Consider the following 25249-nt stretch of genomic DNA (forward strand, 5'->3'; position numbering starts at 1 on the left):
AAAACCCCTATGCCAGCTTATGGCTTGGCTGCCCGACCTAAGTACTGACTCACCTGTTTCGCCTGTTTGGCATCACTCCACCAATAATCCAACCCAACATTCAACTGCGGACTCTGTTTTGGTTTTTGATACATATTCCAATAGGCATACCATTGATCCGCTTTACCATAGGTTGGAATTTGATAATAACCCGCACGCAACAAGCGATCTAAAATACGCGTTTGAACGACCACTTGCTTACGATCAGGCGCTTGAATCAACTGTTGAATCATCTGATCAATCACCGGATTTTGAATACCCGAATAATTATAATTTCCCACCTGATGGGCTGAAGCACTGCCCCACAGTTGCACCTGTTCTTTGCCCGGTGTCAAAGACTGTGGCATCGTTTGTAGGGTCATATCAAAATCTTGAGTCCGCATCCGCTCATAGTACTGCGGTGTATCAACCTGTCGAATATTCAGCTGTATTCCTAGGCGCTTTAGATGGCGAACAAAAGGCGTAACTTCACGTACAGCATCACTCGGCTGAATCAGAAACTCAAACTGAATCGGCTTATTTTTCCGATCTAACAGTTGACCTTTTGCATTATATGTATAGCCATTTTTTAATAAAATCTGTCGTGCGATGAGTAAATTATTTCGATTATAGCCCGATCCATCTGAAGCTGAATAACGCCAGTTCTTTAAAACACCATCTCGCTGTACGGGATGCAATTTCGCCAAATAAGGCTTCAATATTTTGATTTCAGCAGCCGAAGGCAGACCCTTCGCCTCTAATTCACTATTAGAAAAATAGCTTTGCAGACGTTGATATTGCCCATAGAACATTGCTTTATTTTGCCATTCGAAATCGTAGGCATAGGTTAAAGCTTGGCGAAAATAAATATCTTGAAAAGGCTGACGACTGGTATTAAACACAAAACTTTGCGTTGGAATCGGATTGAAATGCTTAAAGCGATATTTTTTAACGAGACCTTGTTTCGCTGCGGGAAAGTTATAGGCAGTCACCCATTGTCGTGCGGACTCTTCCTCATGCAAGGTATATAAACCCGCCTTAAACGCAGTAAAAGCAATATCTTTGCTGCGATAATACACATAACCCACGCGGTTAAAATTATAGCGCCCTTGGTTAACCTTTAAATCTCTGGCCCAATAGTTTGGATTACGCTTATAAACAACCCGCTGCCCTGCATTGATTTTCTCTAAGAGATAAGGGCCTGAGCCTAAAATCGGCTTGATCGAAGTTTGACTAAAGTCTTTGCCTTGCCAGTCTTTTTTGGAATAAATTGGCATTCTGGCCACAATCAAAGGCATTTCCACATTATTTCGTGTTTTAAAATGCATTTTGACGCTGTATTTGGACAACACTTCAGTCTTGGCTAAATCCGACAAATACATCTGTAAACCAAAATTGGACTTGGTTTGAAAGATATCAAAACTAAACTTTACATCGGCTGCGGTAACAGGACTGCCATCACTAAAACGTGCTTTTGGGTTTAAATGAAAAATGATCGCGTTAAAATTTTTCGGGTCATAACTGACCTTTTCTGCCAGCAATGGATACATCACCGCAGGCTCATCCAAAGAACTACTCATGAGTGAGTCAAATAAATAGTTGGTTCCCTCAACCGCAGTACCGCGACCATTCATACTGTTTAAGTTATCAAAACTCCCGATGACTGCACGTGTTAATTCACCACCCTTCGGTGCCTGCACATTGGCATAAGGCAGATGATCTAATTGGCTGTATTTCGGCGTACTATAGGGTGCAATAAAAGGCATGGGCTGCAGTGCAGACCATGCCTTTAAAGGTATTGTTACAAGGCTGAACAGCAAGAGCGTTGTTCTAACCATCATCGGAGATTTCTCTGAAATTGCATTTCAACTCAATATTAGTTCGGCACCTTAATTACATCGCCAATGCGCAACTGCGTATTCGGTTTAATGTCATTGAGCTCAGCCAATTGCGAAGTGTCCATACCATAACGACTTGCCAGTCCAATTAAGGTATCACCACGTTTCACCGTGTACTGCGAAATCAGTTTTGGGATTTGAATGGTCTGCCCAACTTGTAAGCCCGCACGCGGACTCAAATTATTTAAACTAGCAAGCTCTGACACAGACATCCCAGCACGGTTTGCAATTGAGTTTAACGACTCACCTGACTTCACTTTATAAGCTTCAGTTGCACGGCTAGAAGTTGCTTGTGGCTTTGCTGCCACTGTTTCTGTTTTGATTGGAGCTGAATCAACATCACCTTCAATTTTTAAACGCTGACCAACACGAACATTGGCTGTACGGCTTAGGTTGTTTAATCCAGCCAAATAGTTCAGTTGCAAGTGATATTTACGCGCAATGCTATTTAGGGTTTCACCCGATTTCACAACGTGAATATCCGTTGAGTTATTACTTGCAGTCGTTTGTTTTTCGACTGTTTTCGGCGTTTCAACAGCAGGCACTTCACCCGTTAATTTGAGCTTTTGACCCGCACGTAAGCCCGCTGTACGACTCATGTTGTTGAGGTCAGCAATATAATCCATACCCAAATTATATTTCGAAGCAATCGCAGTTAATGAGTCTCCGGACTGAACGGTATAAGTATCTGGCACGCTTGAACCCGCAGGGATCTTAATACTTTGACCCACTTGCAAGCCGCTATTGGTTGAAAGATTATTGAGAGCAGCCAGCTCCGACAGGCTCATCTTCGACTGTGATGCAATGCTATACAAAGTATCACCACGTTGTACTTTATAACTTTCAACTTTGAACTGTGGCTCAGCTTTGACTGGAGATGCTTTGGCACTACTTGTCGTTAAGCTTTTGACATCATTGAGTGGCACATTAATTTTTTGTCCCACCAACAGGTTGCTGCCCGCATTTAAACCCGGTGTTAAATCTGCCAATTCTTGATTTGACAACGCATAACGGTCTGCAATCAGTTTCAGATATTCGCCACGTTTCACCGTATACGACTGAGTTGCTACTTTAGTTTGGCTAGTAGCTTTCTCATCATTGGTTTTAGCACGGGATTGAGCCGTTTCTTTTAAAGAAAGCTTTTGTCCCACACGTACACCACTCGTCACGCTTAAACCGTTATAGTCGGCCAACTGTTTTAAGCTTAAACCGAACTCATCCGCGATACCGGTTAAGGTATCATTGGCACGAACAGTATAACTCTCGGGTTTAGTCTCAGCTTTCACGGTAGAACGTACTTCTACTTTTTCAGCTTGTGGTTTTGCATCATATAAATAAATTGATGTATCGACATAAAGTGTGGCATTGGCATCCATTTGATTCCACTTCGCCACATCACGCCAGTTCACCCCATTTTTGGCAGCAATCAGCGCCAAAGTATCGCCCGGTTGTACGGTATAAGTTGAACGTTTACCTTTTGGCGGAACAATCACAATTTCAGAGTCAGTCTTAACAAAATTTTTGCCTTGATTCCTCTTCACTTCATCTGAATCTAAACGGGTATTGTCTGCCACAGATTTTGGATAAGCAAAACCTTTGGTTAACTCTTTGCCTTGCAGCTCTGCCACAGACTGACTGGTTTGAATTGCAGTCAGCTTAATTTTACCATCCAAAGGATCTACAATTTCTGTCCCTTGAGGGGCTAAAGCCTGAATTTCAGCTACCACCTCAGCTTGTTCTGCTTTCGTCGCAACTGGTTTCAGAACTTCATCGACAGTTTTGCTTTGACCTTCGGCTTGAATTGCCGCGGTTAACTGTTCACGCTCTGCTGCTGAAATTGGTGGTTCAACGGAAACGGGTTTCACTGGCGTGACAGGCGTAACCGCAACTGGAATACGCGGCGCACTTGGAATATCGCTATTAGCAGCAAAAGCAGCCAGTGCATTAGACCCTTTAGGCGTTGAACCACGGGTAGGCATCGCAATAGCAGTACTGCTCGACGACGTTACCGTAGACGAAGTAACAGGCTTTCCTGTTGTGTTTTTTGTGGTTGTCGTCGCTAAAATAGGTGGTGTAGTTTTCGACGGTGTAATCGCTTTCGTGTTTAAGGTCGGCGGTTCAATTTTGCTTGGTTGAATCGTTTGGTTATTTTCAGGCAGTTTGGTATTTGCAGATGCCCACAAGCCGCCTGAACCACCCTGTAATTTTTTCAAACGTACATCCACTGAAGGACTCAAATCCGCAGGAATTAAAATCCGCATTGGACTTGCACCATCAATCCATTCACCACGGTGTCCCGGATTTAACTGATACAGCTCGGCACGACTTAAACCTGTAATCGATGCAACTTCATTTAAACTCACCGCACCCACAGTAACTTCTCTAAAGTGTGGACGATTGGCAATCGGCGGTAAATTAATGTTATAGGCATTTGGATTTTTAATGATCTGCGCAACCGCCAAGAAACGTGGCACATAATTCATGGTTTCTTCAGGCAGTTTTAATGACCAATAATCTGTCGGCAAACCTGCGGCTTTATTACGGTTAATCGCTTGTTGAATACGGCCCGGACCTGCGTTATAAGCCGCTAGTGCAAGTTCCCACGAACCAAACTGATTATATAAACTGCCCAAGAACTCATACGCAGCACGCGTTGACTCGACCACATCACGGCGACCGTCGTATTGGCTACTTTGTTTTAAGCCATAAATGCGGCCCGTACTTGGAATAAACTGCCATAAGCCCGCAGCCGCAGCACTACTGGTTGCAGCAGGGTCATACGAACTTTCAATCACAGGCAGAAGAGCCAGCTCTGTTGGTAATCCGCGACGCTCGGCTTCTTTAACAGTGTGATACAAATAACGTGAAGCACGTGCACTTAAACGATCCAAATACGGCTGGCGTGAAATGAACCACCCGCGCTGTGCATCAATGCGCGGATTCCAATGATCGCTATTCATTTTAAAGCCCACGGTCATACGCTTCCAAACATCACCGTGCTTTAACACCAACAGTCGATCCCCTTCCACCGCACGCATGTCGGTTGCAGAAAGTAAATCTTCTAAAGAATCTAGACTATTTGCGTCTAAGTAGTTCGATCCGACTTGTTTGGATTTAGATGTTTGCGTTGCACTTTGCGTCGAGGAGCAACCAGCCAGTCCAAGTGTCGCGAGTGCTGAACCGAGTACTGTAATTTTAAATAATGTCGGTAACATCGGTTGGCCAAAAATGGCAGCTGACTTATACATAAGAAAATCCAAACAACTCGTATAAAATTTATTTTTTAGATCTGCCATTGTAGTAAAGCACGCCGCAGACACAAGGCGTTAATTTAACTTGAAATCAGTATAAATGTTACAAGAAATTAAAAAAGCTGCATCTTATACACTTCTCTAGTGCATTTGCGTTATACAATGGTGCCCGCTTAGTTTTATTTTCAGTTTACGGAAGTTGTGTATGTCACAAACAATTACCCTGTATGTCGATGGTGCTTGTCGTGGAAACCCTGGTCTTGGGGGATGGGGCGCGTACATTATTACAGAAACTGAAGAGCATAAACTGTGTGGCGGTGAAGACAACACCACCAATAACCGTATGGAACTCACCGCGGCCATTGAAGGCATTCTTTTCTGCCCAACCGATGCGAAGTTGGTAGTCTGGACCGATTCAACCTATGTCAAACGCGGCATTACCGAGTGGATTACAGGTTGGAAAAAGAAAAACTGGAAAGACGTTAAAAATCCAGATTTGTGGAAAAAACTCGATGCAACCTGCCAAGGCCGTGATATCGATTGGCACTGGGTCAAAGGCCATGCAGGTCATGAAGGTAATGAAATGGCAGATCAATTGGCAAACCTCGGTGCCGATCAAACACAGGCTCAACTTCGTCAGTCTAAAACAACGACAACAGAACCATCTGTAGATAAAAAAAAAATTGAACCAGACTGGTTATTAAACGACCCTTTTGGTTTGGGTTTCGATGACGAAGAAGCCGATGACAGCGAAGATTTAGCCGAAAGTGAAATACACGTTGCAGAACAAGAGCCAAGTTTAATGGCTGAACCAGAACTTGGCACAACGGTTGCTTCTACTGAACAAACGCCTGAAGTTGCGGCAAGTGTCGATTTAACACAACTCAAACAACATCCGCAAATTGTGATTACTCCACGTAAGGTTGAGGTCTTTGGACCTCGACAGCTCATCCTCGATACAGAGACCACGGGTTTTTATTATCAAGATGGTGATCGCATTATTGAAGTTGGCGCGATTGAAATGGTCAATCGAAAGCTCACAGGCAGCTCGATTCATATCTACATCAACCCAAAAAAACCTGTGGGCGATTCTGAAAATGTCCACGGGATCTCTGATGACTTTTTAAAAGATAAACCGCTGTATCAAGAGATTGCTGACACTTTATTTGCCTATCTCAAAGGTGCGGAAATCATTGCGCATAATGCAAGCTTCGATATGAACTTCTTAGACATGGAGTTCAAGCGTGCAGGATTTGTTGCGCTTTCTGAAGTTTGTGCGGTGACAGATACCCTCGCGATGGCAAAATCTAAGCATCCGGGGCAAAAAAACTCACTCGATGCCTTAGTTCGCCGTTACGAAATTCCGCAGCGTGACCGTACCTTCCACGGGGCCTTACTGGATGCTGAAATTCTAGCCGACGTTTACTTGGCTATGACAGGTGGTCAGGTTTCCTTTGATATGGATGCCCTGTCACATAGTGAACAACAAAATGGGCAAAGTCAGCGTCAAGCACTGGATATTGAACTGGCGGTAATTCAGCCTTCAGCCGAAGAACTTGAAGCACATGAGACTTGGGTCAAACAATACCAAGAAAAACATGGCACACCCTGCCTTTTTGCCAAATAAATTCTAAAGTTTTTGTTAACTTTTGTATTACAAGATTTTTCAGTTAGGCTATAGTGATGAACAAGTTGCTATGCCTTCTTTGGGCCGCATATAAACACGATAAAACACTAGGATAGGTGCAGATCAATGTCTTACCAAACCTCTATTCATTTTGATCCAACGGCGCTGCTGATAATAAAAAATGAAGTGGATAACTCCATTAAGCTGGTTGAATCAGCTGTGAGCACCTTAGCAGAAGATCAGACTTTACCTTTTGGGATTGACGATGCATTAAACCAATTTGAGCAATGCGCTCAAGTGCTTGCATTGATTGATATGTCGAGCTTGGCCAAAATTGCTGAATATTCCGCAGAGCTTATGCGCAAGATCATAGGGAATCCTGCACAGATTAATACGCCAGATGTGATTGCACTCAGCGAAGGCACGACCATGCTGAAGCGCTATATTGAGTTCATTTGCTTAAGAGAGGTGAAAATTCCACAGTTTTTACTCGACACCTTAAACCGTCTTGAAATTGCATTAGCAAAGCCTTTAACGCAAGAAGGTCAGCACATTGAGTCATTACTAGACTGTATCACCCCAGATTTCAGCCTCCCTCAAGCACCAAGTCTTGAAAAATCTCAATATGTTCACCGCCTGTACAAGCTGTCTTTAAGCCAAATGCTGAAACAAGAAGAAAGCGAACTTGATTTACAAGCAATGAAATTGGTGGGCACTTATTTAGCAGGTCTAGCAGAACAAACACCGAGTAAACAGTATTGGAACTTGGTCTATGTTGCACTCAATCAAATTGAACAATTGCTCATTAATGAACCACGTTTACGCACTCTGATTAGCATCGAACGTAACATTGCACAGTTCTTTACTGCACCTGAACGTTTCAAAGCCAGCCTCACCGATCTTGCCAACATTCTCAGCTTATGTATCAGCCAAGAAGACGAAGTATCTCAACACATCCGTGGCAAACTCAATATTGGCGACGACCTACTCACAGATACGCAGCTGCAAGTTTTCAGTCGTCATCTGTATGGCCCAGATTTCGACACGATGCATACCATCAGTGATTTGGTAACCACCGAAATGTCTCAAATCCGCAATGACATTGAGTACAACTATCAAAACATGACCCCTGAAAAGACCCAAGAGCTCCAAGCAAAACTGGTCGATTTGGCGAACATCTTCAAAGTATTGAACTTAAATGAGGCGCATAATGACTTAAACCGTCAAGCAGCATCACTTAGTCAAGCAGATATGCTGAAAGATGAAGGTTTTGCGCAGCAGTTGATGAATGTGATCTTGTCGGCAATGAACTCCATTGGCGTGCTAGAACGTCACCATACTTCAAGCCGCCTACAGCTTCGTGTGAACAACATGAATATTTCACTAGACCGTTTAGATGAAGCCCATGCTGCGTTATTGTCAGAGGCTAAAACGTCTATTGACTTAAGTAGTCAAGCTTTGGCTCAATATCAGGAAGAGCAAGATTTAGCTGCACTTGAGAACACCCCTGCGCAACTACATGAAGTTGCGGGCGCAATGTTGTTCTTAGGCGCAGCAAATGGTCAAACAGCCCTGAATATTTCAGCAGATTTTGTGCAACAACAAATCACGGCTGAAACTGCGCTCACTGCTGCTCAGGTGAATCATGTACTTGATGCACTCGCAAGTGCAGATATGCTGATTGATAACTTAAAAAACAAACAGCCTGTATTACGCAGTATGTTTGATGTAGCATTGAACAGTAGCCAAAAACTAAAGACTGTTGCCTAATGTCAGAACTTTCACTTGCTTATATTTTCCGCCAACAGCAATTGTTGGTGGACCATAACTTTCAATTGCCTCGTGTAGAAAAGCTAGCAAGTGATTTAAGTTTTCACTCGGGTGATCAAGTGATTGCCCGAGACCTGCTAGACAATGAGCCGATTCCTGAAGGTTTAGAACTCATCCCAATTCGCCAGTTGCTTCCACTTTGGAGCACCGCACAATTTGAGCAGGCCAGCCGAGCTATTCAACTGCTAGAATGGCGTCGCAATCATAAATTTTGTAGTCATTGCGGCCACGCCACAGAAGCACATGCCAGCGAATATGCCATGATCTGCCCTGCCTGCGGTTATCATCAGTATCCACGAGTACAACCCTGTGTTATCACCGTCATTACACGAGGTGAAGATGAGATTCTGTTGGCAAAAAATGCGCGTAATACCCGTAGCAATATGTATGGGTTGATTGCAGGCTTTGTTGAAGTCGGTGAAACCTTAGAAGAAGCGGTACGCCGCGAAACCTTGGAAGAAGTCGGCATTCGAGTTAAAAATGTTCAATACTTGGCGAGTCAGCCTTGGCCTTTCCCAAGTAACTTAATGATTGCGTTTAAAGCAGAATACGCATCGGGTGAGCTTTGCTTACAAGAAGAAGAAATCAGCGATGCCCAATTCTTTAAGTTTGATCAATTGCCTGAAATTCCGTTCAAAGGCAGTATTGCACATGCCATGATCATGCATGCGACAGAAGGCACAACGGTCGCAGATGATACACGTGAGTGGCTCTAAGCTCACTCACCATCTCCACACAAATATACTTTAAAACCCAATTAGTGCTTAAGCGCATCTTCGAGCGCCTGCATAATTTTTTGCTTGGTCGTGAAGTAACGACTAAACAAACTCGATACCGAACCAATCATTGAAATATGACCGATACGCGGCACCGTCCAAAGTTGACTGTAGTTGCCTTTTTCTTTCAACCTACGATCCAAATCAACAGCATTACTCAACCCGACGACATCATCATTCTCTGCAACCAACAGATAATGTTTAACTGTATTCGACTCGACGAAATAATATGGCATCACTTCTTGATAAGGTCTGTTCTGATCAAAAGCATCCGCACAAATTGGATCGCCTTTATAGTCGAAATGATAAGGTCCTGCCAAACCAATAATGGCGGTAATTTGACTACGGCATTGTATTTCATACGGTTTCGGATGATAGAGCGCAGACATCACATTAAATGCGCCCGCAGAATGCCCCATCAATACGACTTTTTCAGTCGAAATTTGATATTTTAGCTGATGCACATTGAGATAATTTAAAGCCAAGCTGAGATCATCAATAGAGGCAGGAAAAATATGCTCAGGCGCCAAGTGATAGTTAATCACCGCCACATCAAAGCCTTCTTTGGCAAAGGCTTCGCCAATAAAGCGATAATCTTTTTTATCACCATGCATCCATGCACCACCATGCACAAATACAATCAGAGGCCGGTGTTCGCGCGGTGCTTGTGTACGAAACAAATCTAAACGATGTCGCGCGCGTAACCCATAGGCCACATTTTCTTGGACCGAATAACCCTTACGTGGTGTTAAACGGTTTAGGGCATAACTACCGACATCATAAATACGAAACTCACGATAGAGTAATCTTGCATACTCTACCGAACGATTCAGTCTTTGAACAAAAGGCTGAAGCTTATTGAACATTATTTGGCTCAACTTGGTCTGGGTCTATCGCAACAGGCGTTTGCTCTGTCGCTGTTGACTTGATCATTGGTGACGCAAACGCACTAGTCGCTTGGGACTGTTGCTCTATATTATCCACCAGTGTGATAATTTTAGTCACATTCCCCACTTGCTGTAAAACTTGGTTTAAATCGGTAATTTCAGCACCATTTAAACGTCCCATCACATATAACACGCCATCTTCGGTGTGAATACGCACTTTCGCATCTGAAACAACAGCAGCTTTCATGATCAAGCCACGTGTATTTGCCGTAACTGAGGTGTCTTGCATGATGGTGCTATAACTAATTTGATTTCCAACTGTAATGTAGTTATGCACGGTTTTGACATCCGACATCGCACGTACATTGTCTTCAGCTAACTGACGTAAGTGTTGATCAGGTACTTGTCCTGTTAATAAGACATTCCCATGAAAACTTTCGATATTGACACGTGACTGTTTAAAACGACTGTCCAATTTATATAAGTTAATTTTTGCAGTACGCTCAATTGAAGAGTCAATAAAGACCTGCCCTAATGAACGTGCACCGCTTTCTGTTCCTACAGCGGCTGTTCCTGTCCCACCCGAAATGAAACTTGCACATCCAGATAAACTTGCGACGCATAATACGGTCATTGCAATACGATTGAACACTCAGCAAGACTCCTCAACTTTTCAAACTATTTTAATTCAGCATTTCAGCTTTGATTTTGTTCAAAGATTAATAAAGTCTTGATCAAAAGTAAAAGCATTTTCTATCCATTGCTGATCATAAGTGAATTTTGAAAAATCTTGCTGTATGGTTTTTGCAATTTCTTTAAAAAAATCAAAACAAATCACATCAAAGCGGCAATAATATTGCTGGAAATGTGGATGATCTTGTAAAAATAACATGGCCGTTTTTGCTATTTTGCGTTGTTTTGAATAGGAAATTGTTTCAATAGCCTGCGCAAAACGCGTTTTTGAGCGTGCTTTGACCTCAACAAAAACCAATTCCTGCCCTTTTTGTACAATCAGATCAATTTCGCCAAAGCGCGAGTGATAATTGGACCGTACATGAACATACCCCTGTTCTTCTAGCACAGTCAAAGCTTGTTGCTCTGCCCATTGTCCCAGCTTCATCTCTTTATCTTCCCCCACTTCTTTTTATTTTTTAATCAGTGCATTTTGAAAAGCTCAATTTCGATCAAAAATCTCACGTCTTGATATTTAAAACCACTGCTGTGCGTCTCTCGAACCAAACAATTCATTTCATTCTACGTTTTAAAGCCTTCTTGGCGTTTAGATTTCAATCGAATGTCTTCCCGACTCCTGCAAATCCATCGCCGACAATATTCTAACTCACGCCACGACGGACAATTCAGGTAGAATGCTTATCGCGGTATCGGTTGAATGCATCAAAGCACTCAAGCCAACCTATCATTTTATTATTTTGCAACGCGGAGAAAACCCATGAGTGCCCAGTTATTTGTAGTCGCAACCCCTATTGGGCACTTAGATGACATGACTTACCGCGCAATTGATGTACTAAAATCAGTCAAAATCATTGCTGCTGAGGATACACGAACTTCAGCACAATTACTGAAACACTTTAATATTCAAACACCGCTCACCGCATGCCACGATCATAACGAAAGCAACAAAATTGACATCCTTATTCAGCGTTTGTTGAAAGGTGAAGATATGGCGCTTATCAGTGATGCAGGAACGCCTCTTATCAGTGATCCAGGTTTTAAATTGGTTCGTGCGGCACAAGAGCATAATATCCGCGTAATCCCTGTACCGGGCGCATGTGCTGCCATTGCCGCTTTAAGCTCAGTGGGCTTACCAAGTGATCGTTTCAGCTTTGAAGGTTTTTTGTCTTCTAAACAAACCCAACGACTGGCAAGCTTGGAAAAACTCAAAGACGAAACGCAAACCCTGATTTTTTATGAGGCACCACATCGTATTTTAGACAGTGTCAGTGACATGACTAAAGTCTTTGGTGCTGACCGCCCTGTCGGTTTTGCTCGTGAAATTACCAAAACCTTTGAAACCATCAAGAAGATGACTTTAGGTGAGTTGGTTGAATTTATTGCAAACGATCATCATCAACAAAAAGGTGAGATTGTATTGGTTGTTGGTGGCGCGACCACTGAAAAAGATATGGCACAAGAAAAACTCGACCAACTTTTAACGCGTCTCTTAGAAGATTTGTCAGTGAAAGCTGCATCACAGTTAGCGGCTGATTTGACCGGCATTAAAAAGAAAATTGCTTACCAACGCGCTTTAGAACTAACACAAGATCAGGCTGAATAGGCTTCGATGGATTGAAAGAAAAGTATTGCTATTCTTTTGAATGAAAAAAATAAAGAGCGGCAGATTCAAGTGCTTTGGCCTCTCTCTGCTGCTCTCCATGTTAAGCGGATCCATGTGAACCGCTTAACTCAAATTATTTTGTTATATCATTTAAAAATTATAAGCATTTGTATGGGTTGACTGATCGCCAATGACATTCTCTATTGAATTAGCTTGCTTCTTGGTAAATACGACCGCCGGGTAGTTGGCAAAAGTATTGTTTCAATGCATCCAGACAACGATGGATCTTCATCGGCTGTTGTTCATGCTTTGAAATGATGGCATATAGCGTAAAGTTAGGGAGCTTCCACTCTGGAAGAACTTCCACTAAAGAACCGTTAACCAATTCTTTTTGTACATCCAAATATAAAATACGTGCAACTCCATGCCCATGTTGGCATAAAGTCTTTGTCACTAAAATATTATTACTGGCTACTCTTGATTTCATCTCAAGTTTAACCGCATCACCTGTCACCACATTTTTAAAATCAAAATCATGATTGTTCTTCATAATCGTGATCGGAATAAGATCATGATTTTTCAAATCTTCAGGTCGTGAAATTGGTGCAGACTGATTCAAATAGCTCGGTGATGCAACCAAAATCTGTTCCACGCGCGCCAATGGCACGACATGTACACTTTGATCGTCAACTGTTGGGCTCATTCTTAGGGCAATATCAATTCGCCCATTCATCAAATCCACATAATGATTATCTGCTTCAATATGAATAGATAATCCGCGATGTGCAGACATCCAATGCGACAAAGCAGGAATCACATGATTGGCACCTAACTCTGGCGTAGTGGCTATTCGCAGCTCACCCACGAGATCATCGCGCAATTCATTGATACGTATTTTGCCACGTTCAGCAGCGGCGAGCATTTCTTGACAGCTGTGGAAAAAAGCCTGGCCTGCTTCAGTTAAATTCAACTTTCTTGTTGAGCGATGTAAAAGAACAACTTCCATCTCTTGCTCTAAAGAACGAATTTGCTGACTCACAGCACTTGTAGTGATGCCTAACTCACGCGCGGCGCCACTAAATGAACTCTTTTCGACAACACAAGCAAAAACACCCATTGCCCGTAGTTGATCTAACATAAAATTCTCTCTGGATTCATGAGAAGTTTTCATCTACTTGATAAAAACAACTCATTGTATTATACGGTGAATTTTTTGCGTTGCATCCAGATTTTTTAATTTAATGGTAAAACTATAGTCGGATTGATTGGCTTGCCATCTAAGCGTACTTGGAACTCTAACATGGTGCGTGTTGCACCTGTGGAGCCCATTTCAGCAATTTTCTGTCCTGCCGTCACATTTTGACCGCTCTTCACATTCATCGCACTGTTGTGTGCATATGCTGTGATATAACCATCAATATGCTTAACCAAAATTAAGTTCCCATATTCTTTCAATCCGTCTGCTGCATACACCACTTGGCCATCTGCTGCTGCATAAATTGGATCACCTTGGTTACCAGCATAGCGAATACCTTTCACATTATTTGCTAAATTATAACCTTGCAAAACAGCGCCATTACTTGGTTTTACCCAGCGTAAAGTTGAACTTTTCGAGCTCACAACAGGTGCGGTCGGTACTTTAGCAGGAGTTGTTGTGGTTGTGGTGGTCGTATTTTGACTCGGGAGACCAATATTTTGACGTTGAATTGGAGCGGTTTGTGTAATAGGTTGCGTCGTAGTTGTACGTGGGCTACCCGAGCCTTTTAAACGTAATGACTGCCCCACATAAATACGATACGGCGCAGCAATATCATTCATGTCTGCAACAGAGGTATAACTCAGCCCATAACGAGTTGCAATACCGCTCAGCGTGTCGCCTGAACGAACTGTATAATAGTCTGGTGCTTTCGCAAAACGTGTTGCATTGTTAACCTGTGGTTTAGAAGCACAACCACTCAAAATAACAGTTGAAACTACAGCTGTGGATAACACGACAGTTTTCAGTAGTGCTGTAGGAATTGCAATGAAACGAATTTGAGACAACACAGACATTTATCTTACTCTCTAAAAATACAAAAAATAATCAGTTTAATTTGCGCTAAGATTAGCAAAAAAGTATGTGAAAATAGTATCTCTGCGCGTATTTTCACAAAGTTATAACAAACAGCTGAATACATTCCTTGTATTGCTCAGCTGTAGCGACTTTTACGCACTTATTTGCCCTTGTAATGCATGCAAAACTTCATAGTTGGTTGCATCCATCTGAATAGGCGTAATACTGACAAAACCATTTGCCACAGCGAAAAAGTCTGACTCTACCTCATCATAGCCTCTTTTCGGTTCTGCCACAGCTTCACCTGCAAGCCCAATCCAGTACACTTGACGACCACGTGGGTCAACATGACTGGTAATCGGCTTAGACTGACGACGACGTCCTTGATAAGTAATTTTAGCGCCCTGTAACTCAGCGACATCAGGAATATTAATATTTAAAATATGGCGTGGTGGCAGTGCGGGCAAACCTTGTTTCACAAAGTCATGCACCCACTGTGCTGCATGATGATAGTCTTCTGGGCGGTTGTACGAACGGACTTCAGGGCCCGCAAGTGATACTGCAATGGCTGGCTGTTTCATTAGACGCCCTTCAAAGGCTGCTCCAACTGTACCTGAGTAGAGTACATCATCACCCAAGTTTGCCCCGCTATTGATGCCACTAACGACAAGATCAAACTCAAAATCAAATAAGCCATTCATGGACAAATAGACACAGTCTGCGGGTGTTCCATTGACTGCCCACATGTCGGGTGCAATTTCGATTGGGCGTAAGGGGCGATCTAAAGTCAAAGCACTGGAAAAACCACTGCGTTCACTTTCAGGTGCTACAATCACCACGCGACCTAATGGACGTAAAGCATGTGCGAGCGCTTGAATACCTGGTGCAAAAACACCATCGTCATTGGCTATTAAAATATTCACTGATGGATCTTCTTCAATCTATATGAGTCGGTAAAAGCCTTATACATCTATTTTGCACTCGTCTTCGTCTTTTTAATCTGCAATTCAAACAGGTAGATTTATGGGTAGCTTGAAAAAACTAAATTTTTAAAGCGAAAAGAAAAGCTATAGAGTCCTCGATGCAGAAAGACTATACATTGAGATCAGGCAATCTGAAAAGATGAAATCATTGATCTGGGTGAGTACTTTACTCTTGCATGGGCAGAACAAAAGAGAGAGCTTAAAAATAGAAGAATAAGCATACGTTTAAAGTGTTTACTGGTGAGTACGCCTTCAAAAAGATAAAATATAAATCTCTTGATTTTGTAAAAGCACTCTTCTCTTACATAGAAAAATAACTATAAAGCAAAGAGTTAAAAAATCTAAGAAAGCGAGTTTAGCTATCACTCACTATTACAGAACATGCTTTTAAGTGTTTGGATATTGAGCCAAGTTATTCGCGTTTTTTACTCATTTCGGATAACAAATCCAGTTGTATTTCTTGTATTTGGGCTAACCTATTCCACTGATGCATCAACAGATGATCTAGTTTTTCATTTAAATGTTGAATTTCCAACTCCGCCTTTAAATTAATTTTATAATCGTTTTGCGAGCGCAATCTGTCTTTGGCTTCCTGTCTATTTTGGCTCATCATAATCACAGGAGCTTGAACCGCAGCAATACAGGATAAAATTAAATTTAATAAAATAAAGGGATAAGGATCGGCAGGATGCGTAACCATGACCACTGTATTAACAATAATCCAAATAGCTAGGAAAGTCGCAAAGCACATGAGAAAAGCCCAACTACCGCCAAAGGTCGCAATTTTATCTGCCAGCCTTTCCCCTAAAGTCCAATTTTGATCCAACTGATTTTCAACATTTTTGGTGATCACTTCATGTTGTTGCAAACTTTTAATCACCTCATATTCAAGATCAGTCACTTCCCCCTTTTCAGACTTTAACAGTGAATGAACATACTGAATTCGATATTTGGTTAAGTCTGCTTGGCATATATAACTTTGAGGCGACCATTCTGGAAAATCATGTGAAATTTCTTCAGTAATAGATTTTCGTATTGCCCCATAGGAATGAGGTTTTTAATGAGGAATTTCTGCCCACAAACTAAACATTCATGACTTTGATTTTTTTCGCTCATGCTCGTTCTCTTTTATAATCATTACCCCAATCTCAACTTTGAATAAGGCTTTCCAGCTGTAAAGGTGGATTTCCTAATCGTGTATTTAAAATTACTGCAATGGTATGTGAAAGAATCTTACGCGTAATTCTATGCGTTAAATGCCATAAATCTTTAGCTCTTACTTTTTGAATGTGAAATCGTTCAGTTAATTGACCTATAACAGTCTCAATTTTTCTACGAGCATTCATGAGCCTCGCCATAGCTTCCTTAGACCTGCTATCAGTCATGTTCTTTCTATAAGGTGTTTGTAAATCAATATCTTGGTACATAAAATAGTGTTTTAATTCAGGTCTTAAGTATCCTTTATCACCACCAAGTAATCCCTGAATATCTTGAGTAATTTCTGGTGCAACATCACGTTCATCACAATGAGCTGGAGCAAAAGTATAGCCTGTAATCATTCCTGAAAAGTTAATAACGATATGTCCTTTGAAACCATAATATTTTTCTTGTTTAGCCGCACAATAACTAAAACCTGCAGACTCTTTGAAGTTTTTATGTTTTTTTGCTCTAGCATAACGACAAACAGGTATAGGAAAGCCATCGATAAAATGAATATTATCTAAACCGAAAAAAGATTTTAGTTGTGACATAATCTGTTGACTTACATGCCATAATTTTGCGCAATGTTTGCAAAAATTAGGATAGGAACCTAATTTTGGAAACCATTCAAACCAATTGTTTTTAAAGTAGAACCAGATATTTTTATCAGAATCTAAGCCAAGAAACTCTCCCACAATTTGTATAGTAAGAATTTCAATATCACTTAAAGCGGGTGGAAATCCTCTACTTCTTAAAGGTTGAATGACAATCGCTGAGTAAAATTGCTCTATGATTAAAAATACAGAAATGATAAATTCGTAAATGGACATAACTTGCTTTGCTTTGCTTTGCTTTGCTTTGCTTTGCTTTGCTTTGCTTTTCTTAGTCGAAAATTAAATTGGATTATGTCCTTTTTATTTCAAAGACTTAAAAAGTTGAGATTCGCGTAATCATTATAAGTTTTAGGGGAGATAAACATCATCGAATAAATTTTAAACTAATGTCAAATTTTCAGCATCACTCAGAGTAGCTCCTCATTAAGATTTTTCTAGACAGTAGCCATGAATAAAAAAATGCCACAGATATAATCATGATTCTGTGTCTCAAATAAGGCTAAACAAGTCCATATCATCAGGCTAAAAATTAAAAAAATCCAGCTTTAGAGCAAGGAGGCAATCAATGCCTAACTCCGCAAGACCTATACACTTGGGTCTACTTTTTCATGCCATATTGCTCACAGGTATCACCGCTAACGTAGATGCGAATACACCACCTGTAATGTTGACTTCTCCTAAAGATTTTATATACCCAGATGTAGATCATGATCTAAGTGAAAGTCTTTATCCAAATGAGGCCGCCACTGCTAAAGAAATCGCGAACATCATTGAAATGACGATCCGAAAACAATATGCCACAGATATCGCACTACGTGATGCGCACCCTAAAGCACATGGTTGCGTACGCGCAGAATTTAAGATAAACGAAACATTGCCTCAAAACATGGTTTATGGTGTTTTTATTCCAGGAAAAACTTATCAAGCGTGGATTCGTTTTTCGAATGGATCGAGTAATGCAAAACAGGCAGATATAAAAAAAGATGCACGCGGCATGGCGATCAAACTTTTAGCCGTGCCAGAGAAAAACCTTTTAGATGAACCTGCGGCTACGCAAGATTTCATTATGATCAATCACCCTGTATTCTTTACCAATGACCCCGCTCGTTATCTATCATTTATGCAAGATATCAATAGCGATCGATTGCTAAAAAAACTGCATGTCCCTTTTGCATTAGGAGCCAAAGGAACTTGGATTGCCTTAAACACTAGAAATAAAATTTCAAATCCACTGCAAACCAGATACTGGTCTATGGTGCCCTATCAGTTAGGAGTCGGCACGCGTCGTCAAGCAGTAAAGTACTCTGCTCGTGCATGTTCAAGCGTTGTTAGCCCGATTCCAGTTACTCCTCAAAAGGACTTTTTAAGAGCGGCTCTTCGAACGACGTTACAAGATCGTGATGCCTGCATGGAATTTCTAGTACAACCCCGGACATCCAGCACAATGTCTGTTGAAGACTCAATGACTGAATGGAAAGAAGACCAAGCTCCTTTCTATAAGGTGGCCACAATTCATATTCCTCAACAAGTTTTTGATACCACTGAGCAAAATAAGTTTTGTGAAAATCTATCCTTTACACCATGGCATGCATTAGCTGAACATAAACCACTGGGTGCGATAAACCGAATGCGCAAAGTCATATATGACCAGATTAGTCGCGTCAGACATGAGATGAATTCGGCTAAACAAACAAACGCTAACAATGTCGAAGATCAATAAGGAGTCCTATGGTTAAACTCAATGGCCTATTAATCTGTATGTCTAAAGAAGAAGTCCGTATGGTGATAGAACTCCTTCCAGCACATATTGAATTAACTCATCAAGAAGACGGTTGTATTTCTTTTGAGGTCAAGCAAAGCATCAACCCTTTTATCTGGGAGGTGCAGGAAGTGTTTGATAGCATGAAAAGTTTTAAGCATCACCAAAGTAGAACGGCCTCATCCATTTGGGGAGTGAAAACGCAAAATATTAAACGGCAGTATAAAATATCTGAGGGCGATTAACAGTTATTCGGTTCACAACTTGCCTACACGTATACGCGTTTTTTATCCTAAATATTATTCCCGCACCAACAAGCAGATCATCCTAAAGACCACCAAAACTGAAGATTAGAAGTAGTTCGGATGATCATTGGCGATTAAAAGGTTCAACACAAAAATCTTTATTCAAAAAATGACTGGTCAGAACTTTTCATTGAATTCTAATTGAAAATATATATATTGAGTCTCCGCATCCACCATAAATATGTGATTTTAAAAATGATTAAAAGCTTAACATTACGTAATTTCTTCGGATTAGGCATGACTATCATGATCTCTCAATCTGCTTTTGCACTAGAGGGATTAAGCACAGAAGAAGCCAACACCATCGTAAAAGAAGATATTGCAGCAGCGCAAGTCATGACCGAATTTTGCCCTGCTTTGGTGGGTCAAGGCCCTAAAATTGAAAGCAACATTCAAACTTTAATTCAAACCTATTTACAAGACTACTCAGATAAGTCGATGACCTATGCAAAATTGCAGTCAGACAACGAATACCAATCGATTCTGAAAGAAGCTCGTACAGATGCAAATGGTACTGACAAAGCAGAACAAAAGTCAGTATGTGATGACGTTGTAAACTTTGAAGGTTAATTCAAGTTCTACATCTATATCGCAAAAAAGGATGAATAATGGGGTTATTCATCCTTTTTTTTATTAGACTGAAAAATGTAAAAATGATGCAGCGACTTCAACAGCTTCTATACACTTTTACGCTTACATTTACTTAAAATTTGTTTAAGCTCATCCTATTATGGCAACAACATGTATGCACTTAGGGTTTAGAATGAATTTAAATGTAATGAAAAAAGTGATTTTGGCAGTTTGTGGTTCTTCTTTGATTGCCATCGGTTCTGCTCATGCGGCCAATAAAGACGAAAATATTGAAGTGACTCCACTGCAACAAGTGACGCAGCAAGAGTTGGCTGCAATTTATGTCCTATCAGAAGTTTGTCCAAGTCTCGTTTCAGACCAGAGTCAGTTTGAAAATGGCTACAACACTTTGGCCAAAGAGTATCTACCGCAACAGAAAAACCCGATTGAATACCTTAAAAGCCTCAGCAAAGAGAAAAAATTTAAGCCTATTTTAGCCGAAGCTCAAGCCGATGCGAAAAAAGCAGGTAAAGCGAAAAATCAAGAAATTTGTAAAGAATTGAGCACTTACAGCAAATAATACCAATTGGTTACAATATCTTTGAAATAAGCCGATTTCTCCCGTAGAAGTCGGCAGAACTTTGTCCTAAAATGCAGAGCTCTCGTGCTTATACTAAAGAAATCGGAACCCCTTAGAATGATTCAAAAAAGCGCCCTTGCTGCGGCATTACTCGTACCAAGCATTTCATTTGCAGCAACTGTCTTATCCTCACCACCAGAACTAAATAATAAATCATATGTGCTGATGGATTATGAGACTGGGCAAATCCTCGCATCTAAAAATGAAAATGAAAAATTAGCACCAGCATCAATGACAAAAATGATGACGAGTTTCATTATTGAGCAAAAGTTGTTGGCGGGCGAGCTAACCGAAGATGAAAAAGTTCGGATGAACGAGTCTGCTTGGTGTCGTGGTAGTAGTTCGGAATCATGTATGTATGTGCCATTAAATGGTACTGCGACTGCATTAGAGATGTTACGTGGCATTATCATCCAATCGGGTAATGATGCATCTAAGGCTATGGCTGAACACATTGCTGGGAACGAAGGCACTTTCGTTCACATGATGAACACTGAAGCAAAACGTATCGGCATGACCAATACCAGCTTCATGAACTCAACAGGTATGCCTGCTGAAGGTCACTACTCGACCGCTAAAGACATGGCAACGCTTGCACAGCACATCATTCACGACAGTTCAAAATATTATCCGATTTATTCTGAAAAAGAATTTACTTTTAACGGTATCAAACAAGGCAACCGTAATGCCCTGCTTTATACTGACCCAAGTGTCGATGGTTTAAAAACTGGTCATACTGACGAAGCGGGTTATTGCTTAACAACTTCGGCTAAACGTGGCCCAATGCGTTTGATTTCTGTGATTTTTGGTGCGCCAAGCATGCAAGAACGCGCAACGCAAACACGTGAAATTTTAGCGTGGGGGTATGCAAACTTTGAAACTAAAAATGTTCAAGCTGCGAACCAAGTTTTAGCAAAATCGAAGGTATGGTTTGGTAAAGAAAGTGACGTACAAATTGGTTTAGCTGAAACCTTTAATGTGACTATGCCTAAAGGCCAAGCCAACGCGATCAAAACACAACTCGTGGTTCAACCGAAACTGACTGCACCGTTGAAAAAAGGTCAAGTGGTTGGTAAATATGTAGCAAGCCTTGATGGTAAAGTAATTGCTGAAAAACCACTTGTGGCGCTAAAAGATGTTGAAGAAGCAGGTTTCTTTGCACGTATGCTTGACCACATCAAACAATTCTTCTCAAACTTATTCTAAGCAGCAACATTTAGACTTAAGTTAAAGCATCCACACCTCGGTCTGGGTGCTTTTTTATTTTATAATGGGTACCTACATAAAAGCAGAACATCAACATGGCTAAAAATATTCGCCCCTATTTAAACAGTACTCCACAGCTTGGCAACAACTGCTATATCTATGAAATGTCGGTAGTGATTGGTGATGTCATCTTGGCTGAAAATGTTTCTGTGTGGCCTTTTGCCGTGATTCGTGGTGATGTAAATCATATTCGGATTGGTAAAAACTCGAATGTACAAGACCATGCAATGCTGCATGTTAGTCATAAAAAAGCAGATAAACCAAATGGCTCGCCTTTAATCATTGGTGAAGATGTTACCATTGGTCACCATGTCACCTTACATGGCTGTACCATCGGCAACCGTGTTTTGATTGGTATCAATAGCATTGTTTTGGACGATGCTATCATTCCTGACGATGTTATGATTGGCGCAGGAACACTAATTCCACCAGGGAAAGTGCTTGAGAGTGGCTACTTATATGTCGGTAGTCCTGCCAAAAAAGTTCGTCCTCTGACAGAAAAAGAGTTGGCATTTTTACCGTATTCAGCACAAAACTATGTCAAAGTATCGGGGCATTATTTAGAGTCATAATCATTGGGAGTATTTCCCCCGCATTTGACAGATACAATAATGTTCTTAGAATCTGCTGCAAAGCTTTTGAGTTTTTTTGTTCGCATATCATATTGCCTGACGATGCTGTGAGTATAAACACCGAAAATTCATACAAGGAAATCATTTAATTTTTAGCCTCTTAATAGCACTTGATAAACCTTGTGCAATCTGACTAAAATTTCAACAACTATTATTAACTATTAAAACGATGCCATCTATCTATCAATTAAAACCAGCATTTCAAAATCTATTACGACCTTTTGTACAACTGTTATATAAATCTGGAATTACAGCAAATCAAGTCACTTTATTGGCGATGTTTATTTCAATTTGCTTAGGCTATTTTCTATATCAACATTATTTAGCCCATCCTATTTCTGGGCTTTTATTGTTATTTCCACTATGGATGCTCATTCGTATGGCCTTCAATGCAATTGATGGCATGTTAGCGCGTGAGTTTAAACAGCAGTCCAACTTGGGTGCTTTTTATAATGAATTGTGTGACATTATTTCCGATACCGCACTCTATCTTTGTTTTATTGCCTTTGGTTTTATTAATGCAAAACTATTATTGCTTGTCGTTTTTCTTGCCCTGCTCAGCGAATATGCAGGTGTAATGGCGCCACTTATTGGCCAAGAACGGCGTTACGATGGCCCAATGGGTAAAAGTGATCGCGCTTTTTGGCTCAGTTTAATTGCTGTTATTATTGTGATATTTCCATACATCAGTACAAATCTACAACTTCTCGGTAGAATTTGTAATGGCATTCTTATTCTCATTGCTCTACTGCTTCTGCTCACCATATTTAACCGAATTAAAAATAGTTTAAAGACAACTTCTTCATAATTTTATTATTCAGAGTAAAAATAGATGTATAACAATAGTCAACACACTTTTACCAGTCATGATGGGACCGAACTGTTTTACCAACACTGGGCAACGGCTACACCATCTACAACAAAAAAAGCCATTATTCTCTTTCACCGTGGCCATGAACACTCGGGGCGTATGGCGCATTTAGTTAACGAACTTAATTTACCAGATTTCGATTTCTTTGCATGGGATGCACGTGGCCATGGTCATTCGCCCGGTGAGCGAGGTGATGCGCCAAGCTTTTCTGCATGTGTCAAAGACATTCAAGTTTTCGTACAACATATTGAACAGCAATATGCCATTTCTGCGGAAAATATTGCCGTAGTCGCTCAAAGTGTTGGTGCTGTTTTAGCTGCAACTTGGGTGCATGATTATGCACCTAGAATTCGTGCGCTCTGCTTAGCCTCTCCTGCTTTTGATATTAAATTATATGTGCCTTTTGCTGAACCAAGCTTAAGGGTGATGGCAAAGTTGCGTGGCAATTTCTTTATACAAAGCTATGTAAAAGCCAATATGCTCACGCATGATAAACAACGTGCTCAAAGCTATGATACCGACCCCAAAATTGCCAAAGCGATTTCAGTCAGAATGTTATTGGGGCTATATGATGCTTCAAAACGTATTGTCGCGGATGCACAAAATATCTTTGTTCCAACACAAGTTTTATGTTCAGGCTCAGATTTTGTGGTCTTCCAAAAACCGCAGCAACAGTTTTATCAAAAACTACCGCATCCCAAAAAAGAATTTCATATATTAGATGGCTTCTTTCACGATACTTTGGGTGAAAAAGACCGTCATATAGCGACTGAAAAAATCCGTCGTTTTATTCAGCAATGTTTTGCTGTGGAATATCAAGCACCTGATCTTTTAAATGCAGATAAAATTGGTTCAAGTTGTGCCATTGCTGAAAACTTAAGTTCTCCATTGCCTGTGAAATCCATGAAGAATGCATTTTGGGAAATCACCAAAAAGAATTTGAAAATCGGTAGCCAATTGTCTAAAGGCTTAAAAATTGGCGAAGATACAGGCTATGACTCAGGTAGCACTTTAGACTTCGTTTATCGCAATCAAACTGAAAGTAGCAACCCAATTGGTAAAATCATTGACCGACAATATCTCAATGCGATTGGTTGGCGTGGTATTCGTGTCCGTAAACAGAACATTGAACATCTGGTGCAGAAATACGCTGACATTCTCATCAAAAAGCGTAAACCACTCAGAATTATGGATATTGCTTCAGGACACGGTCGTTATATTTTAGATGCAGTTACACAACTTCCGAAACGCCCAGACTCGATTTTATTGCGCGATTATAGTGATATTAATGTCCAAGCTGGGCAACAAATGATTGCAGAACGAGGCTTAAGTGATGTCGCTGAATTTGTTCAAGCCGATGCATTTGATACACAATCCCTTGCATCTGTTAAACCGAAACCGACGTTGGCTGTGGTTTCTGGCTTATATGAATTGTTTAGTGATAATGACCTGCTGCGACAATCACTGGAAGGTTTAAGCAAAGCCATCCTCAAAGATGGTTATTTAATTTACACAGGTCAAATTTGGCATCCTCAGCAAGAATTTATTGCACGCGCCCTAACCTCACATCGTGAAGGTGATGCATGGGTCATGCGTTTACGTTCTCAGGCTGAAATGGATGCCCTTGTAGAAGCAGCAGGCTTTAAAAAAGTAGATCAATGTATTGATGAGTTTGGAATATTTACCGTGTCCGTTGCCCAAAAGCTTTAAAATCACAGGATGACATGATCAGTCTTTGGATCATGTCATCCATGTAAAACTTAAAAATAATAA

General features: G+C 40.9%; 21 protein-coding genes and 1 pseudogene. 12 read left to right on the forward strand and 10 right to left on the reverse strand.

Features of this window, described 5'->3' with window-relative positions:
• Nucleotides 1–17 precede the first annotated feature (17 nt).
• Nucleotides 18–1859 (reverse strand): extracellular solute-binding protein, encoded by a 1842-nt coding sequence (locus AC4MDD_RS11240; RefSeq protein WP_491881645.1) that lies wholly within the window; start codon nt 1857–1859, stop codon nt 18–20.
• A 35-nt stretch (nt 1860–1894) separates the two neighbouring features.
• On the reverse strand, nt 1895–5164 hold the full coding sequence (locus AC4MDD_RS11245; protein WP_491881646.1) for a LysM peptidoglycan-binding domain-containing protein: 3270 nt from the start codon (nt 5162–5164) through the stop codon (nt 1895–1897).
• Between the two features lie 208 nt (nt 5165–5372).
• On the opposite strand from AC4MDD_RS11245, the gene dnaQ reads away from it, so the two are divergent.
• From dnaQ to nudC, 3 genes are all read left to right on the forward strand, one after another.
• A complete protein-coding gene (dnaQ, locus tag AC4MDD_RS11250) occupies nt 5373–6794 on the forward strand; it encodes a DNA polymerase III subunit epsilon (protein ID WP_491881647.1) in 1422 nt (473 codons plus the stop codon).
• 126 nt (nt 6795–6920) lie between these two features.
• Entirely contained in the window at nt 6921–8564 is a 1644-nt protein-coding gene (locus AC4MDD_RS11255) for a chemotaxis protein (RefSeq protein ID WP_491881648.1), read from the forward strand.
• A complete protein-coding gene (gene nudC, locus AC4MDD_RS11260; protein WP_491881649.1) occupies nt 8564–9340 on the forward strand; it encodes an NAD(+) diphosphatase in 777 nt (258 codons plus the stop codon). The genes AC4MDD_RS11255 and nudC overlap by 1 nt, the downstream gene beginning before the upstream one ends.
• A 41-nt stretch (nt 9341–9381) precedes the next feature.
• Here nudC and AC4MDD_RS11265 read toward each other — a convergent pair whose 3' ends face one another.
• From AC4MDD_RS11265 to AC4MDD_RS11275, 3 genes are read right to left on the reverse strand one after another with little or no spacing between them, the layout of a single operon-like run.
• Complete coding sequence (locus AC4MDD_RS11265) at nt 9382–10266, reverse strand: alpha/beta hydrolase (protein ID WP_491881650.1); 885 nt, start codon at nt 10264–10266, stop codon at nt 9382–9384.
• A complete protein-coding gene (locus AC4MDD_RS11270; RefSeq protein ID WP_491881651.1) occupies nt 10256–10939 on the reverse strand; it encodes a BON domain-containing protein in 684 nt (227 codons plus the stop codon). Before AC4MDD_RS11270 ends, AC4MDD_RS11265 begins: the two co-directional genes overlap by 11 nt.
• Nucleotides 10940–10999: 60 nt before the next feature.
• Nucleotides 11000–11407 carry a YraN family protein gene (locus AC4MDD_RS11275; protein WP_078388871.1) on the reverse strand — a complete coding sequence of 136 codons (408 nt, stop codon included), beginning with the start codon at nt 11405–11407 and terminating at the stop codon, nt 11000–11002.
• A gap of 330 nt (nt 11408–11737) precedes the next feature.
• Here AC4MDD_RS11275 and rsmI point away from each other — a divergent pair, with 330 nt between their 5' ends.
• Nucleotides 11738–12583 carry a 16S rRNA (cytidine(1402)-2'-O)-methyltransferase gene (gene rsmI, locus AC4MDD_RS11280; RefSeq protein WP_419282243.1) on the forward strand — a complete coding sequence of 282 codons (846 nt, stop codon included), beginning with the start codon at nt 11738–11740 and terminating at the stop codon, nt 12581–12583.
• A gap of 208 nt (nt 12584–12791) precedes the next feature.
• Here the strand turns inward: rsmI and AC4MDD_RS11285 are convergent, their stop codons facing one another.
• From AC4MDD_RS11285 to AC4MDD_RS11305, 5 genes and pseudogenes are all read right to left on the reverse strand, one after another.
• Nucleotides 12792–13721: a LysR family transcriptional regulator gene (locus AC4MDD_RS11285; RefSeq protein ID WP_010326350.1), complete on the reverse strand. Its 930-nt coding sequence runs from the start codon at nt 13719–13721 to the stop codon at nt 12792–12794.
• 95 nt (nt 13722–13816) lie between these two features.
• Nucleotides 13817–14635, reverse strand: coding sequence for a peptidoglycan DD-metalloendopeptidase family protein (locus tag AC4MDD_RS11290; protein WP_005399783.1), 819 nt, complete (start codon nt 14633–14635; stop codon nt 13817–13819).
• 153 nt (nt 14636–14788) lie between these two features.
• Nucleotides 14789–15559 carry a 5'/3'-nucleotidase SurE gene (gene surE, locus AC4MDD_RS11295; protein WP_058869283.1) on the reverse strand — a complete coding sequence of 257 codons (771 nt, stop codon included), beginning with the start codon at nt 15557–15559 and terminating at the stop codon, nt 14789–14791.
• Between the two features lie 472 nt (nt 15560–16031).
• Nucleotides 16032–16735, reverse strand: a pseudogene (locus AC4MDD_RS11300) (DUF1003 domain-containing protein).
• A 32-nt stretch (nt 16736–16767) separates the two neighbouring features.
• A complete protein-coding gene (locus AC4MDD_RS11305) occupies nt 16768–17649 on the reverse strand; it encodes an IS982 family transposase (RefSeq protein WP_104221957.1) in 882 nt (293 codons plus the stop codon).
• A 349-nt stretch (nt 17650–17998) separates the two neighbouring features.
• Between AC4MDD_RS11305 and AC4MDD_RS11310 the strand changes: the two genes are divergently transcribed.
• The 8 genes from AC4MDD_RS11310 (at nt 17999) to AC4MDD_RS11345 (ending at nt 25186) form a co-directional block, all read left to right on the forward strand.
• Nucleotides 17999–19153: a catalase family protein gene (locus tag AC4MDD_RS11310; protein ID WP_491881652.1), complete on the forward strand. Its 1155-nt coding sequence runs from the start codon at nt 17999–18001 to the stop codon at nt 19151–19153.
• Nucleotides 19154–19161: 8 nt separating this feature from the next.
• Nucleotides 19162–19437, forward strand: coding sequence for a putative quinol monooxygenase (locus AC4MDD_RS11315; protein WP_491881653.1), 276 nt, complete (start codon nt 19162–19164; stop codon nt 19435–19437).
• Between the two features lie 255 nt (nt 19438–19692).
• Nucleotides 19693–20067 (forward strand): MCR_0457 family protein, encoded by a 375-nt coding sequence (locus AC4MDD_RS11320; protein ID WP_436905433.1) that lies wholly within the window; start codon nt 19693–19695, stop codon nt 20065–20067.
• Between the two features lie 193 nt (nt 20068–20260).
• Nucleotides 20261–20647, forward strand: coding sequence for an MCR_0457 family protein (locus AC4MDD_RS11325; RefSeq protein ID WP_491881654.1), 387 nt, complete (start codon nt 20261–20263; stop codon nt 20645–20647).
• 117 nt (nt 20648–20764) lie between these two features.
• Nucleotides 20765–21913 carry a D-alanyl-D-alanine carboxypeptidase PBP5/6 gene (gene dacC, locus AC4MDD_RS11330; protein WP_004694204.1) on the forward strand — a complete coding sequence of 383 codons (1149 nt, stop codon included), beginning with the start codon at nt 20765–20767 and terminating at the stop codon, nt 21911–21913.
• A gap of 95 nt (nt 21914–22008) precedes the next feature.
• Nucleotides 22009–22545 carry a gamma carbonic anhydrase family protein gene (locus tag AC4MDD_RS11335; protein ID WP_491881655.1) on the forward strand — a complete coding sequence of 179 codons (537 nt, stop codon included), beginning with the start codon at nt 22009–22011 and terminating at the stop codon, nt 22543–22545.
• Nucleotides 22546–22774: 229 nt separating this feature from the next.
• A complete protein-coding gene (locus tag AC4MDD_RS11340; RefSeq protein ID WP_005399793.1) occupies nt 22775–23413 on the forward strand; it encodes a CDP-alcohol phosphatidyltransferase family protein in 639 nt (212 codons plus the stop codon).
• Between the two features lie 24 nt (nt 23414–23437).
• Nucleotides 23438–25186, forward strand: coding sequence for a bifunctional alpha/beta hydrolase/class I SAM-dependent methyltransferase (locus AC4MDD_RS11345; protein ID WP_491881656.1), 1749 nt, complete (start codon nt 23438–23440; stop codon nt 25184–25186).
• Nucleotides 25187–25249: the final 63 nt, after the last annotated feature.

This window comes from Acinetobacter sp. CAU_H_29a_1 (assembly GCF_058599505.1).